The sequence below is a fragment of the Pseudomonas sp. 1 R 17 genome (assembly GCF_900067035.1).
GTDB lineage: Bacteria > Pseudomonadota > Gammaproteobacteria > Pseudomonadales > Pseudomonadaceae > Aquipseudomonas > Aquipseudomonas marginalis.
Genome location: NZ_FKLB01000019.1, coordinates 238,898 through 253,148, shown reverse-complemented (window position 1 = coordinate 253,148; position 14,251 = coordinate 238,898). Strand labels below are relative to the sequence as shown.

The 14,251-nt window shown below is 61.2% G+C and carries 15 protein-coding genes and 1 tRNA gene; 10 read left to right on the top strand and 6 right to left on the bottom strand.

From position 1 onward, the window contains the following. Positions 1-106: 106 nt before the first annotated feature. The gene (gene gabP / locus BFP99_RS04240) at positions 107-1,498 is read left to right on the top strand and encodes a GABA permease (protein ID WP_065925763.1); all 1,392 of its coding nucleotides are present in this window, start codon (positions 107-109) and stop codon (positions 1,496-1,498) included. A gap of 74 nt (positions 1,499-1,572) precedes the next feature. Here gabP and BFP99_RS04235 read toward each other — a convergent pair whose 3' ends face one another. Beyond that, a complete protein-coding gene (locus tag BFP99_RS04235; RefSeq protein ID WP_027605088.1) occupies positions 1,573-1,977 on the bottom strand; it encodes a hypothetical protein in 405 nt (134 codons plus the stop codon). 17 nt (positions 1,978-1,994) lie between these two features. Continuing rightward, complete coding sequence (locus BFP99_RS04230; RefSeq protein ID WP_065946684.1) at positions 1,995-2,966, bottom strand: alpha/beta hydrolase family protein; 972 nt, start codon at positions 2,964-2,966, stop codon at positions 1,995-1,997. Between the two features lie 199 nt (positions 2,967-3,165). Between BFP99_RS04230 and BFP99_RS31700 the strand changes: the two genes are divergently transcribed. The 5 genes from BFP99_RS31700 to BFP99_RS04215 all read left to right on the top strand — a co-directional run bounded on the left by BFP99_RS31700 (position 3,166) and on the right by BFP99_RS04215 (position 6,719). Then, complete coding sequence (locus tag BFP99_RS31700; RefSeq protein ID WP_083221133.1) at positions 3,166-3,360, top strand: type II toxin-antitoxin system RelB family antitoxin; 195 nt, start codon at positions 3,166-3,168, stop codon at positions 3,358-3,360. Positions 3,361-3,376: 16 nt separating this feature from the next. Beyond that, the gene (locus BFP99_RS31695) at positions 3,377-3,658 is read left to right on the top strand and encodes a type II toxin-antitoxin system RelE/ParE family toxin (RefSeq protein WP_256098073.1); all 282 of its coding nucleotides are present in this window, start codon (positions 3,377-3,379) and stop codon (positions 3,656-3,658) included. A 41-nt stretch (positions 3,659-3,699) separates the two neighbouring features. Further along, positions 3,700-4,665 (top strand): arsenic resistance protein, encoded by a 966-nt coding sequence (locus BFP99_RS04225; RefSeq protein ID WP_065946683.1) that lies wholly within the window; start codon positions 3,700-3,702, stop codon positions 4,663-4,665. A gap of 85 nt (positions 4,666-4,750) precedes the next feature. Next, positions 4,751-6,355 carry a glycosyltransferase family 39 protein gene (locus BFP99_RS04220; protein WP_065946682.1) on the top strand — a complete coding sequence of 535 codons (1,605 nt, stop codon included), beginning with the start codon at positions 4,751-4,753 and terminating at the stop codon, positions 6,353-6,355. Between the two features lie 94 nt (positions 6,356-6,449). Further along, positions 6,450-6,719 (top strand): hypothetical protein, encoded by a 270-nt coding sequence (locus BFP99_RS04215; RefSeq protein ID WP_027605084.1) that lies wholly within the window; start codon positions 6,450-6,452, stop codon positions 6,717-6,719. Between the two features lie 129 nt (positions 6,720-6,848). Here the strand turns inward: BFP99_RS04215 and BFP99_RS04210 are convergent. From BFP99_RS04210 to BFP99_RS04195, 4 genes are all read right to left on the bottom strand, one after another. Continuing rightward, positions 6,849-6,924 (bottom strand) — tRNA-Phe (locus BFP99_RS04210). A gap of 103 nt (positions 6,925-7,027) precedes the next feature. Then, positions 7,028-7,300: an oxidative damage protection protein gene (locus tag BFP99_RS04205; RefSeq protein WP_027605083.1), complete on the bottom strand. Its 273-nt coding sequence runs from the start codon at positions 7,298-7,300 to the stop codon at positions 7,028-7,030. Continuing rightward, entirely contained in the window at positions 7,297-8,364 is a 1,068-nt protein-coding gene (gene mutY / locus BFP99_RS04200; RefSeq protein WP_065925759.1) for an A/G-specific adenine glycosylase, read from the bottom strand. The genes BFP99_RS04205 and mutY overlap by 4 nt, the downstream gene beginning before the upstream one ends. Beyond that, a complete protein-coding gene (locus BFP99_RS04195; RefSeq protein ID WP_065946681.1) occupies positions 8,361-10,571 on the bottom strand; it encodes an AsmA family protein in 2,211 nt (736 codons plus the stop codon). Before BFP99_RS04195 ends, mutY begins: the two co-directional genes overlap by 4 nt. A gap of 325 nt (positions 10,572-10,896) precedes the next feature. Between BFP99_RS04195 and BFP99_RS04190 the strand changes: the two genes are divergently transcribed. The 4 genes from BFP99_RS04190 (at position 10,897) to BFP99_RS04175 (ending at position 14,217) form a co-directional block, all read left to right on the top strand. After that, entirely contained in the window at positions 10,897-12,558 is a 1,662-nt protein-coding gene (locus BFP99_RS04190) for an OFA family MFS transporter (RefSeq protein WP_065925757.1), read from the top strand. 169 nt (positions 12,559-12,727) lie between these two features. Beyond that, complete coding sequence (gene hisB, locus BFP99_RS04185; RefSeq protein WP_017849940.1) at positions 12,728-13,321, top strand: imidazoleglycerol-phosphate dehydratase HisB; 594 nt, start codon at positions 12,728-12,730, stop codon at positions 13,319-13,321. Next, on the top strand, positions 13,321-13,959 hold the full coding sequence (gene hisH / locus BFP99_RS04180) for an imidazole glycerol phosphate synthase subunit HisH (RefSeq protein WP_065946680.1): 639 nt from the start codon (positions 13,321-13,323) through the stop codon (positions 13,957-13,959). The genes hisB and hisH overlap by 1 nt, the downstream gene beginning before the upstream one ends. Continuing rightward, complete coding sequence (locus BFP99_RS04175) at positions 13,960-14,217, top strand: DUF2164 domain-containing protein (protein ID WP_065925755.1); 258 nt, start codon at positions 13,960-13,962, stop codon at positions 14,215-14,217. Positions 14,218-14,251 lie beyond the last annotated feature (34 nt).

The following is a 14,251-nucleotide window of genomic DNA, read 5'->3' as shown; positions in this document are numbered from 1 at the left end:
GCGCAAATCTTGCGTAAAAAATAAAGAACGCCCTGTTGGTTTCTTTTCACGAGGAAGAGCCCAGGCCGGGCGGACCGTTTTCGCAATTCCTCGCAAAGGTGTGTCAATGAGTAGTACGCAAAGCTCCAATGACCTCGAACAGGGGCTCAAACCGCGTCACGTCACCATGCTGTCGATTGCCGGCGTCATTGGTGCCGGTTTGTTTGTCGGCTCCGGCCACGCGATTGCTGCCGCTGGCCCTGCGGTCCTGCTGGCATATGCCGCAGCGGGTACGCTGGTGGTCTTGGTGATGCGCATGCTGGCCGAAATGGCCGTGGCGTCGCCGGACACCGGTTCGTTCTCCACCTATGCCGACCGTGCGATCGGTCACTGGGCCGGCTTTACCATCGGCTGGCTGTACTGGTGGTTCTGGGTGCTGGTGATTCCATTGGAAGCCAACGCCGCCGCGACCATTCTCAACGCCTGGTTCCCGGATGTGGCCATTTGGGCCTTCACGCTGATCATCACGTTGCTGCTGACGGCCACCAACCTGTTCAGCGTGAAGAACTACGGTGAGTTCGAGTTCTGGTTCGCGTTGATCAAGGTCGTGGCGATCGTGGGCTTTGTGATCCTCGGCCTGGCGGCGATTTTCGGCTTCCTTCCTACCAGCCAGGTCAGCGGCGTTTCCCACCTCTTTGACACCCAAGGCTTTATGCCCAACGGCATGGGCGCGGTATTGGCAGCGATCCTGACCACCATGTTCTCCTTCATGGGCACCGAGATCGTCACCATCGCCGCCGCTGAATCGAAGAACCCGGGCCAGCAAATCACCAAGGCCACCAACTCGGTGATCTGGCGGATTGGTTTGTTCTACCTGTTGTCGATCTTCATCGTCGTGTCCCTGGTGCCTTGGAATGATCCGACCCTGGCGGCGGTAGGTTCCTACCAGACCGTGCTGGAACGCATGGGTATCCCGAACGCCAAGCTGATCGTCGACCTGGTGGTTCTGGTTGCCGTGACCAGCTGCCTGAACTCGGCGCTGTACACCGCTTCGCGCATGCTGTTCTCCCTGGGCCGTCGCGGCGATGCACCGGCCGTGGCCAAGCGCACCAACAAAAGCGGCACGCCTTACTGGGCGGTATTGCTGTCCACCGGCGCGGCGTTCCTGGCGGTATTTGCCAACTACGTGGCGCCGGCAGCGGTGTTCGAATTCCTGCTGGCCAGCTCTGGCGCCATCGCGCTGCTGGTGTACCTGGTGATTGCGGTGTCGCAACTGCGCATGCGCCAGAAGCGCATGGCGGCGGGCGAGAAAATTGTCTTCAAGATGTGGCTGTTCCCAGGCCTGACCTACGCGGTGATGGTATTCATCGTCGGCACATTGACCATCATGCTGTTCCAGGAAGCGCATCGGGTCGAGATCATCGCGACCGGGGTCTTGAGCTTGCTGGTAGTGGCGGCGGGGTTGTTTGTGTCCAGCCGTCGCAAGGCGCAGAGAGTGGGCGCTGCGGTGCTGAATTGATGTGATGGAATGCGGTGCTCGATTGCGCCGCAGTTCAAATGTGGGAGGGGGCAAGCCCCCTCCCACATTTGGTTTTAGTTGGTGAGGGCCTCGGATGCGGCGACGTAATCCGCCTGGAACTGCGGCGATTCGATCCACGCCAGTGCGGCGGCTTCATCGTCGCTGTCGGTGGCCCACTGCCGATACTCGATCAGTGCCGCCAGGATAAAGTCGGTGGCTTCTTCTTCGCCTTCCTGCTCCAGCACCAGCGCGAGCAGCGGGTGGGCCAGGAATACCGCGCAGAGGGCCTGCTGGCTGGTCTCGCCGGCGGTGCGCATCTCCACGAACAGCTCGGTCAAATCCACTGACTCAAGGTCAATCCGGTCGTCATCGCCGGCAAACGCATCCGGTTTGCTCGCGACGGCGCGCTGGGTGCGGTTCTGCTTGGCCTTGGCCTTGGCCCGGTGGGCACGTTTTTGCTGCTTGTTCGGCGAGGCCATGGGCTCACGTCCTTGGGTCAGGATCTGGGTGGGGTATTGAAGCGCAGGTTGAGGGAAATCCCAAGGGTATCCGCCGTTAATTGACCGTGTTGCAGCCAGGCCAGTGCAATCGGCCACAACCGATCCTGATACTCCCTGCGAAAGAACGCGAAATGTCCGACCTGTTTTTCGCCGATGTCTTCCGGGGCGATGCGCAGATGGGTGCGCTCGCTGCCGTCGAAGTAACCCAGCAACCGTTCAATCGCCGCCACGGTGCCGAAGGGGTCATCGGTGATGCTGATCGCCAGCACCTGCGCCTTCACGCGACTGAATGGCAAGTCCGCCAGGGCCCGCCCGCTGGGCCGCGTCTCATACCTGGGCGTTGGCGTGCTCCAGTCGCGCACCACGCCTGCCGGCGTATCCTCCAGCCAACCCAGGCGCTTGCCGGGGAAATACCCGCAGAGTGCCGTGACCATCGGCATGACCACATGCCATTTGGCAAACATCTGCCAGCGCCCGGCGGCGGCGTAATCGCGCCAGTAGGCGAACTGCGCGCCCACGGTCACGATTCGCCGGATCACCGCGCCGGATGCGCCCAGCCCCGCCGCACAGCCACCAAAACTGTGGCCGACCACATCAATCGGCTGGCCTGGAAACTCCCGCTGCGCCCGCAGCAGGATCGCTTCGAAATCCAGCGTGCCCCAATCCGACCACGACGCCTTGAACCCACGCAACGAACCGCTGCGGGACTCGCCGATGCCGCGATAGTCGTAGGTGATCACGTCAAAGCCGTTGGCAAACAGGTAGTCGGCGAAACGTGAGTAGTGGTGGCAACGCACGGAGGTGGCGGCGTTGATGATGACGACCGGCCGTTCGCGGTCGGTGCGCGGGTGGCGCCAGGTGAAGCCGCCGAGGGGGTGGCCGTCTGCGGCGGATTCCTTGAAGGATTCGCTTTGGCTATTTTGGGGTGTAGTTGCAAGTTCTACTGAAGAGGCGTCATTCAAATTCATCGTTTCGAAGCCCCTGCGTGGATTATTATTTTTTAGTAACAGCTAGCCAGTTTGCCAGCACTTGTCTGCCCTTTGATTGGGTCATTAACCTTCGGCGCTCGCAAAGCGTGCAGAGCCCCGGCGAAAGCCATAGATCCGAGAGAAACGGCAGCACACCATGGACAGATTAGACTGGCAGGCACCTATTCCGGAGGTCTCCATGAGCATCCCACGTTCTCCCATCGTTTCAGAGTTTGAAACTGAAGAGCGGGCTGCCAGCTACGACCGTTGGTTTCGTGCCAAGGTACAGGCTTCCATTGATGATCCTCGCCCAAGTATTCCACACGATGAGGCAATGGCAGAAGTCGAGAGGATGCTGGAAGAGAGGCGCAAGGCTCGTCGTGCTGCTCGTTAAATAGCGACCTGAGGCTATCGTCGCCTTGACCGAAATTATTGATTACATCGAGCAGTACAACGCCGCTTCCGCCGCTTCGTTGCACCGTACGATGGTGGCGGCCGCTGAGGGTTTATCGTCAATGCCATACGGATTCAGGCAAGGGCGCTTGTCCGGCACTCGTGAAATGGTTGTTCATCCAAACTATCGGGTCGTCTATCGCGTTATGGAACAGGTCGAGATCCTGACCGTATTGCATACACGCCAAGAATATCCTTCAGAGGCGACCGGTCCGCTGCACTCGACCTCGCGCCAGTAGACGCATAGGCTTGCACCTCTGCGATCCACCAGAGCGTTTTCATGACCCGCGACACCCTCGAACACAACCAGATCCCCCTCTACTTCGCCGCTGTCCTCCTGGCTGGTGCGTTCGGCCTGCTCGCGCCTTCGTTGGCCCAGGGCCTCGGCGCGCTGGTCACGCCCGCCATCGCGGTGTTGATGTATGCGATGTTCCTGCAAATTCCTTTTCTGGACCTGCGCCAGGGCTTGGGCCATAAGCGCTTTCTGTCGGCGCTGCTGCTGGCCAATTTCATCCTCGTGCCGCTGCTGGTGTGGGTGTTGACCCGTGGCCTGGTGGAGCGCCCGGCGTTGCTGGTAGGCGCATTGCTGGTGTTGCTGACGCCGTGTATCGACTATGTGGTGGTGTTTACCCATATCGGTAAAGGCGACTCGCGCTTGATGCTGGCGGCGACGCCGGTGCTGTTGTTGCTGCAGTTGCTGCTGTTGCCGGTGTACCTGGGGTTGATGCTGGGGGCGCAGTCCGGGGTGGTGGTGCAGGCGGGGCCGTTTATCGAGGCGTTCCTGTTGTTGATCGTGCTGCCCATGGGGCTGGCGGTGATCACCACATTCCTGGCACGGCGCTCATCGGGCGTCAGTGCGTGGAGCGACGCCTGGGCATGGTTGCCGGTGCCGGCGATGGCGCTGGTGTTGGTGGTGGTGATCGGTTCGCAAATCACTTCGGTGGTGCGTGACATTAACCTGTTGCTGCCGGTGATCCCGGTGTACGTGGCGTTCCTGTTGCTGGCGCCGGTGATCGGGGCGTTGGCTGCGAGGCTGTTCGCGCTGCCGGCGGCGACGGCACGGGCGGTGACGTTCAGCGCATCGACGCGTAACTCATTGGTGGTGTTGCCGCTGGCCCTGGCGTTGCCAGAAGACGTGCGCGGCGTGGCGGCGACGGCGGTGATCCTGCAAACCCTGGTCGAGTTGGTGGGCGAGTTGATCTACGTGCGCCTGATCCCGAGGCTGGTGTGGCCTGCTGGTCGGTGAAACGTGAATGTTCAGGTTTGTTCAGGCGCTATTAGGGATACGTTCGGCACCCTAGGTCGGCGTTCCCTACCTGACAGGCCAACCCATGGATCACTGCAACCGTTTCCGCCTGGAGTCCCTGGGCATTTTCCTGTTCGCGCTGTTGCTGTTCACGCTGGGTATCTGGGACCAGCAACCCCAGGGCTTTGACGGGCGCTGGGCGCTGTTCCTGCAGGAAATGTTTCGCCATGGCGCGAGTCTTTTCCCCACCACCTATGGGCAGCCTTACGCGGACTACCCTGGTACCGCGACCTTCTTCAGTTACGTATTTGCCCGGTTGTTCGGTGCGCCCAACCATTTGGCCAATGTGCTGCCCACTGCCCTTGCATCCGCCGGGGTCGTAGCCTTGATCTATCGCTTGCTGGTCCCGGCGAGTCGCCCGTGGGCGTTGCTCACGGTGCTGCTGACGTTGCTCACCACCCAATTGCTCGAGAAGTCCCGCTCGGTATGCCTGGACCAGATGGTGGCGCTGCTGTGTGTCGGCAGTTTCTACCTGCTGCACAGTGGTGAGCGCCTGGGTTCGCGGCTCAGGCAACTTGCGGTGCTCCCGCTGTTCATCCTGGGTTTCGCGATACGCGGCCCGCTGGGCTTGATCGAAGTCTGCGGCGTGGTGTGCGTGTATTGGGCGCTGGGCAGACCTGGAGCGCGGGTCAGGCAGGTGTTGATCCACGGCATCGTCGGCCTGGTGTTGCTGGCGGCCTGTTGGTGGCTGTTGGTGAAGCTGGCGCGCATCAGCGGCGGCGATGGGTTTGCCGATGAAGTGTTCAAGATGCAAGTGGGCGGGCGCCTTGATGAAAGCGGCGAGCCGTTCTATTTCTACTTCCAGCTGAGCCTGTACCGTTACTTCCCCGTGGTGCCGCTGGCGTTGGTCACATTGGTTGCGCTGCGTCATCGTTGGGCGGAGCGGTTTGATGATCCGGTGCAATTGGTGGTGCGGCTCGGTGCCTGTGGGTTGATGATCCTGCTTGGCTTGTCGGTGCCGCATTTCAAGCGTGCCTATTACATTCTGCCCATGGTGCCGATGTTTGCGGCTGTCGCGGCCTATGGGCTGCTTCAGGCGCAAGGCTGGCTTTCGGGCGTGCGTAGGGGCTACGAGTGGCTTGTCGCGGCGCTGCCGGCGCTGTGCGTGGTTGCCGTGTTTGTCTGTCGGCATGGGTGGCAGAAGCACGGTTACTGGCCTAACGTTTCGTTGCCGCTACTGATTGCTGTCCTGTTGGTGCTGCAAGTGGCTGCGCTGGGTGTCTGGCGACGGCCGCAGCGACTGGTGTGGCTCAGCCTCGTTGCATTGGCGGCGCAATGGCTGGTGTTGGTGGCTGTCGTGGAGCCGGCCAAGGATTTGCAGTTCGATACCCGGAGATTCGTGGGGCAGGTGGAGGCGCTTCGCGTGAAGCAGCCGGGTACCTTGGTGTTTCTCAACCTGGGGCGTGATACCTGGGCCGTGCGCTACATGATGAACCTGGACCACGACGAGCAGCCCGTGTTTATCGCGGGTAACGAGGTTGGACGGCTGGATGCTTTGCCCCGTCCTGCCTGGGTGATCGTGGCACGCAAGGAAACGACGCTGTTGCCGGGAACGCCCCTGGATCGCCTGCAGCCGAGCCTAGAGGGGCGATTGAACGACAACCCGCTGATGGTGTTTTTGCTGAAGTGACCTGGCACCTTGCTGTATGTTTGCCGATCGAGTGACCGGTCGGTCAAATTGGCTGTGCCGTTTTTTGAACTTGCCGTATTGGAAGCACAGGGATATGACGAAAAAGGACTTTAAGCGGCCCGTCAGTGGCTACGTAATTGAGCGCTCGCGAATCGGAAGGCTGAGCATTGGCTTTGATGGCGGTTGCAGCTATCCGGCGATGATCAATGTGTTGAGGGCGGTCTTCGAGCGTTACGGGCGCCTGGTACGCTTTGGCGAGCAGCTGTCAGCCCAGGGCTGGCTGGATCGGGTGGAAGAGCGCGGTTTTGAGATATCCGATCAGGAGCGGGTGGCAGTGTTCACATTGATGTCGGATCGCAGCTAACTGAAATCCCCTGGGGCGATGCTCGATCGCCCCAGGCGGCATCTATAAATCCCGGACAACAAAAAGCCCGCACTGGGCGGGCTTCTTGTGGGCTTTCGGGTGGTTTTGGCACCACCTGAAATTAATTAGTGGTGCCCAGAGACGGAATCGAACCGCCGACACGGGGATTTTCAATCCCCTGCTCTACCGACTGAGCTATCTGGGCAACGGGGCGCATTAAACGGGTTTTTCAGGGGGTCGTCAAGCAAGTTTTCAAAAAATATTTAATTATTACCGTCGCTTACGTGCCGACCCCGATTTTTGATCAATTATTGAGCAGGCGGCACGTAGCCGTCAGCCTTGGCGTAATCCTCGCCGGAAAAGAACTTGTCCATTTCGCCTGACAGGTATTTACGGTCTTCGGCGTTCATCATGTTCAGGCGTTTTTCATTGATCAGCAGCGTCTGGTGTTTCAGCCAGTCGCCCCATGCCTGGGCGGAGATGTGATCGAAAATGTCCTGGCCCTTCGCACCTGGGTACGGAGGGCGTTCCAGGCCTGGCAATTCTTCGTTGTACTTGCGGCACATTACGGTGCGGGTCATGACGACTCTCCTGCGTTCAATACATCGGCCGCGCGTTTCAGCAGTTTCTTTACCGGGGCGGCAAGGCCCAGGCGCGGCGGGGTGGCGAGGTTATACCAGAGCCAGTCGGCCTCGGCCACGTGATGGGCGGATTCCTCGACCTGCACCAGCCAGGGTTCGATGGCCAGCTGGAAGTGGCTGAAGGTGTGGATCAGCCCCGGCAGTGCCTGGTGCTCGCCCAGCTCGAGAGCGTGCTGGTTGGCCAGGTGTTCGAGGTCTTGCAGGTCGTCCAGTTCGGGCAGGCTCCACAAGCCGCCCCACAGGCCGGTGGAGGGGCGGCGGTAAAGCAGGATGGCGCCTTCGGCATTGGCCAGCATCGGCATCAGCGTGCGCTTCTGCGGGATGCTCTTGCGCGGCTTGGGGATCGGGTAGCGTGTCTCCAGGCCGAGCAGGTGGGCTTCGCAGCCTTTTTCCAGCGGGCACAGCAGGCAGCTGGGCTTGCTGCGGGTGCAGAGGGTGGCGCCCATGTCCATCATCGCCTGGGTGTAGGCGTTGACACGATCATGGGGTGTGAAGCGCTCCGCGGTGGCCCACAGCTGCTTGGCCACCTTGGGTTCGCCGGGGTAGCCCTCTTGTGCGGTGAAGCGCGCCAGCACGCGTTTGACGTTGCCATCGAGGATCGGCGCGCGCAGGCCCATGCTCAGGCTGGCAATCGCGCCGGCGGTGGACAGGCCGATGCCGGGCAACTCGGTGAGTTTTTCCACATCCCTGGGAAACTCGCCGCCGTACTCGGCCACGATGATTTTCGCGGTCTTTTGCAGGTTGCGCGCCCGAGTGTAATAACCCAGGCCGGTCCACAGGTGCAGCACTTCGTCCTCCGGCGCGGCGGCCAGGGCTTCGACCGTTGGCAGGGAGGCCATGAAGCGGTCGAAGTAATTGAGCACCGTGCTGACCTGGGTCTGCTGCAGCATGATCTCCGAAACCCACACCCGGTAAGGCGTGATGCCCTGTTGCCAGGGCAGGTCATGGCGGCCGTGGCGGTCGTACCAGTCCAGCACCGCCGTTGAAAACTGCTCGTTTTTCATCGTTTGAACAGGCCTTTCAAAGCATCTTTGAGCTGCGGATTGACCTTGTCGAGCTTCTCTTCCAGCTTCTCGCTGAGCTTGTTGCCGGCCGCCTTGATCGCGACCTGGCTCAGGCCGTCCTTGTCCAGGCGGCAGGCCTTGGCACCGAGTTCCAGTGGGCCACGGCAGCGCAACGGCACTTCGATGCCCTGGAAGTTGGCGCCGACTTCGCAGGCCGGGTCCGGTACTTCGCGCTGGTCGCCTTCGACGATGATGCCGACGCGGTAATCCATGCCCAGTACGCGCAGGTCGACGTCACCGTTGCCATTGACCGCCAGCCCGGGGATGCGCACTTTCAGGTCGGGGTTGTTGGCGACGCCGTTACGGAAGGTCAGGTTGCCCTTCAACTCCTGGAACGGTGTGTCCTTGCCGCGTTGTTCGCCGCTCAAGGTCTTGCGGTTGAGCAGGGCGATACCGGTGCACAGTTGCTGCTCGAGGTTGGCGTTGAGCAGCACGCCGTTGTTGATCACAAAGCTGGCGGTACCGTTGAGGCTGTCGATCAGGGCTTTCTGGCTGTTGCCGCGGCCGCTGAGGTTGCTGTCGAGGGTGACCTGGCCTTTCACCGGCGGCGTTTGCCCCTGGGCCTGCAGGATGCGTTCGACCGGCACCTGCCTGATCCGGCTTTGCAGGGCCAGCAGCGGAATGTCCTGGCGCACGTCCAGGCTGCCGTTGGCCTGGAAGGTGCCGTTGTAGAGCCCGCCGCTCAGGGTGTCGAGCTTGAGTTGGCCGTCGACGCCGGACGCTTTCAGCACGGCATTCTGGATCGGCAATTTACTCAGGGTCAGTTGGCCGAAGGCGAGGTCGGCATTCACATCCAGCTTGCGCAGATGGGCCAATGGCAGCAGTTTGTCGGTGCTCCAGGCGCCTTTGGTCGGTGCTTCCGGCAGTGGCGTGGTGCCCCCGGCCGCCATGGCGCCGGCTTCGCTGTTCTGCACTTCGGCCTGGCGGGCGGCGGTCGCACCCTTGGCGGATTCGGACTTGGCCGGCAGGTAGTTGTCGGCGTTGAAGGTATCGCCCTTGAGCTGCACGCGCAGCGCCTGCTTGGCAAAGTCGTCCACGGCGATACGACCGGTAAAGGTGCTGCCATCGAGTTTCAGGTTCAGGTCTTCCAGCGCCAGGCTGGTCGGCGTGCCCTTGAGGCGGCTGACCAGCTCGACCTTGCTCAGGCTGCCCTCGGCCATGGGCGGCAGCGGGTTGCCGACGCTTTCGAGGAACTTGGCCAGGTCAAACTGGGCGATGGACAGCGCGCCGCTGAGTTGCGGGGTCTTGTCCAGGTCGTTGACCTTCAGTTCGCCCAAGGCGCGCAACTGGTTGGCCGAGAGCTTCAGGTTGGTCCATTCGGCGATATTGGCCGCCTGGTCCACCAGTAACTGGCCTTGTGTGGAGAAGGTCACGGTCTTGCCTTGCAGCGGCTCGCCAGTGGCTTCGCCGGTGACTTTCATGTCTTCGAACTGGTAGCGCTTGAGCGCGCGTTCGATACGCAGGTTGCCGTTGAGCTCGGTCTTGACGCGCATCACTGGCTGGTTGCTGCCGAAGAAGGCGGTGAGTTTCACCGGGATGCTCGCACCTTCGTGCACGGCGCCGGTGCTCAGCTGGATACTTTCGGCGCTGAATTGCTTGCCGGTCTGTTCATCGTTGTATTCGACGCGGGCGTTGTTGACCGTCAGGCTGTCGATATCCAGGCGGATCGGCTTGGACGGTTTTTCCGCTTCGGGCTCGGCAGGCGCTTGCGCTGGCGCGGGGGTTCCGGCAGTTGCCACCGGCGCGGTCTTGCCGATGTCTTCCCAGTTGCCATGGCCCTGCTTGTCGCGGTTGAGGCGCAGGTTCAGGCCTTCGACACGCACATCGCTCATTTGCACCTCGCGACGCAGCAGCGGCAGCACGCGTACCGACAGGCCAAGCATTTGCAGGTCGGCGAAGGGTTGGGTCGGCGTGGTCAGGGTCGCCACGCTGGCTTCGTGCAGTTCCAGGCCGAGCCAGGGGAACAGGCTCCAGCCGATATCGCCATTGAGCGTCAGCTCGATGTGGGCCTTGTCGCGGGCAATCTGGCGAATCTCGTCTTTATAGTCGTTGGGATCGAAGAGATGGGTCAGGGCGAAGCCCAGAGCCACAATGATCAGCAACAGCCCGAGAAGTACCAGACCCAGGATTTTGCCGAACGCTTTCATGGGCGAGTCCTTGTATGTCGATTTCAAAATTTAGCCGCAGAGTATAACGCCCGACGGCCTGCGTCAGGTCACCGATCGTTACATTGTATCCATAGGGGCGAAAACGGGTTTTTGACGCCAATAAAACCGAAAAATCGCAAAAAGATGATGTCATTTTGGTTTTTCTGTCACTCGCTAATGCTAATCTTCGGCCGTTCGTTCGCCTTCTGCGACTTATCGTCGCGCCAAAATGGAGCTTCACTCTACAAAAACGGCCACGCTTTGCGTGCAAGGCCGAGGGAGAGAGCGCCTGACGAACGCATACTAATAACTGGGGGATTCATCAATGAGCACTAGCACTGTGGCCGGCACTACTGCCGCCCAGCCTGCGTTCCTGTCCAAGGAGCGCATTATCGCCAAGCCCGGCTTCAACCGCTGGCTGGTTCCACCGGCCGCCCTGGCCATCCACCTGTGCATCGGCATGGCCTACGGCTTTTCGGTGTTCTGGCTGCCGCTGTCCAAGGCGCTGGGTATCACTAAACCGGTTGCCTGTGCGCCGGACATGAGCTTCATCGCCCAAGTCTTCTCGTCCCAATGCGACTGGCCCATCTCCATGCTGGGCTGGATCTACACCCTGTTCTTCATCTTCCTGGGCTGCTCGGCAGCGATCTGGGGTGGCTGGCTGGAACATGCCGGGCCGCGCAAGGCCGGTGTTGTGTCGGCGTTGTGCTGGTGCGGCGGCCTGCTGATCTCGGCGCTGGGTATCTATACCCACCAGATCTGGCTGATGTGGATCGGCTCCGGGGTCATTGGCGGTATCGGCCTGGGCCTGGGCTATATCTCGCCCGTATCGACCCTGATCAAGTGGTTCCCGGACAAGCGCGGCATGGCCACCGGCATGGCGATCATGGGCTTCGGCGGCGGCGCAATGGTGGGCGCCCCGCTGGCTGCTGCGCTGATGGGGCATTTTGCTTCGCCGACTAGCGTGGGCGTATGGCAGAGTTTCCTGGTCATGGCTGCGATCTACTTCGTGTTCATGATCGGCGGCGCGCTGTCCTACCGCGTTCCACCCACTGGCTGGAAGCCTGAGGGCTGGACCGCACCGGCGAAAAAAGCCAGTAACGCGATGATCACCCACCGTCACGTGCACGTGAATGTGGCGTGGAAAACCCCGCAATTCCGTCTGGTATGGCTGGTGCTGTGCCTGAACGTGTCGGCCGGTATCGGCATCCTCGGCATGGCTTCGCCGCTGCTGCAGGAAGTGTTCGGTGGCAAGCTGCTGGGTGTCGATGTGCCGTTTGGCCAACTGGACGCCGGGCAATTGGCGTCGATTGCCGCCATCGCTGCGGGCTTCACCGGCCTGCTGAGCCTGTTCAACATCGGTGGTCGGTTCTTCTGGGCGTCGTTCTCCGACTACCTGGGGCGTAAAAACACCTACTTCGTGTTCTTCGCCCTGGGCTTTGCCCTGTATGCGCTGATCCCGAACCTGGGGCACCTGGGCAATGTGGCGCTGTTCGTGGCGGCGTTCTGCATCATCCTGTCGATGTACGGCGGTGGCTTTGCGACCGTCCCGGCCTACCTGGCCGACCTGTTCGGTACCCAGATGGTCGGCGCGATCCACGGTCGCCTGCTGACCGCCTGGGCAGCGGCGGGCGTGCTGGGCCCGGTGCTGGTGAACTACCTGCGTGAGTATCAACTGAGCATCGGCGTTGAACGCGCTGCGGCCTATGACATCACCTTGTACATCCTCGCCGGCCTGCTGGTGCTGGGCTTTATCTGCAACATGCTGGTCCGCCCGGTGGCCGACAAGTACTTCATGACCGATGCAGAACTTGCCGCAGAGCAAGCGCTGGGCCATGACAAAGGGGCTGATGCCACCACTTCCCTGGAGTGGAAAGCGGCGCCCGGCACCGTGCCGTTGGCAATTGCCGCCTGGCTGGTGGTGGGTATTCCGTTGGCGTGGGGTGTGTGGGTGACCCTGCAGAAGACGGCGGTACTGTTCCACTAAGTTGAATACAAGCGGGCGCACCATCCTGGAGCGCCCGCTTGTGTATACATGTCTATCCCCGACATTCCCCGCCTCAACTCGTCAGTCTTATCCCCTTCGATGTTTCTGTTTAGCGCCCGCGCCCCTATAATGGCTGCCTTTTTCGCCCAATGATTTTGCGGAGCTGGTGATGGCCGAACGTAAGGCGTCCGTCGAGCGCGACACTCTGGAAACCCAGATCAAAGCCTCGATCAACCTGGATGGCACCGGAAAGGCCCGATTTGATATCGGTGTACCTTTTCTTGAGCACATGCTGGACCAGATCGCCCGTCACGGGCTGATCGACCTGGATATCGTCAGCAAGGGCGACCTGCATATCGACGACCACCACACGGTGGAAGACGTAGGCATCACCCTCGGCCAGGCGTTTGCCAAGGCCATCGGCGACAAAAAAGGCATCCGTCGCTACGGCCACGCCTATGTCCCGCTGGACGAAGCGCTGTCGCGTGTGGTCATCGACTTCTCCGGCCGCCCAGGCCTGCAGATGCACGTGCCGTACACCCGCGCCACCGTGGGCGGCTTCGACGTCGACCTGTTCCAGGAATTTTTCCAGGGCTTCGTCAACCACGCACTTGTCAGCCTGCACATCGACAACCTGCGTGGCACCAACACCCACCACCAGATCGAAACCGTGTTCAAGGCTTTCGGCCGCGCGCTGCGCATGGCCGTGGAGCTGGATGAGCGCATGGCCGGGCAGATGCCCTCGACCAAGGGCGTCCTGTAATGCAGACGGTCGCGGTTATCGATTACGGCATGGGCAACCTGCATTCGGTGGCCAAGGCCCTCGAACACGTAGGGGCCGGCAAGGTGCTGATCACCAGCGATGCCAACGTGATTCGCGAAGCCGACCGCGTGGTGTTCCCCGGTGTGGGGGCGATCCGCGATTGCATGGCCGAGATCCGTCGCCTGGGCTTTGACAGCCTGGTGCGCGAAGTCAGCCAGGATCGTCCGTTCCTCGGCATCTGCGTGGGCATGCAAGCCTTGCTCGATCGCAGTGAAGAGAACGACGGCGTCGACTGCATCGGCCTGTTCCCCGGCCAGGTGAAGTTCTTCGGCAAGGACCTGCACGAAGACGGCGCCCACCTGAAAGTCCCGCACATGGGCTGGAACGAAGTCAGCCAGACAGTGGATCACCCGCTGTGGCACGACATTCCGGATATGGCGCGCTTCTACTTCGTGCACAGCTACTACATCGCCGCCGGTAAACCGCGCCAGGTGGTGGGGGGTGGGCACTACGGCGTCGACTTCGCCGCAGCGTTGGCCGAAGGTTCGCGTTTTGCCGTGCAGTTCCACCCGGAGAAGAGCCATACCCATGGCCTGCAATTGCTGCAGAACTTCGCCGCCTGGGATGGGCGCTGGTAAATGGCCAGGAAGCCGAAGCTGCCGATCTTGAACCTCACGCCAGAGCAGGAAAGTGAGGCTACCCTCAAGATCAAGCGCTTCATGGAAGACCGCTTCGAGCTCAAGCTGGGCTCGTTCGAGGTCGCCGAGATTCTTGAGCTGTTCACCACCGAAGTGGCTCCGCACTATTACAACAGGGCGATTTTCGATACGCAGACGCTCCTTAAAGAAAGGTTCGAAAGCATCGAAAGCGACCTGTGGTCGCTTGAGAAACCCTGATTTCCCAAGCATTGCTGAATATCGAATAAGGTTT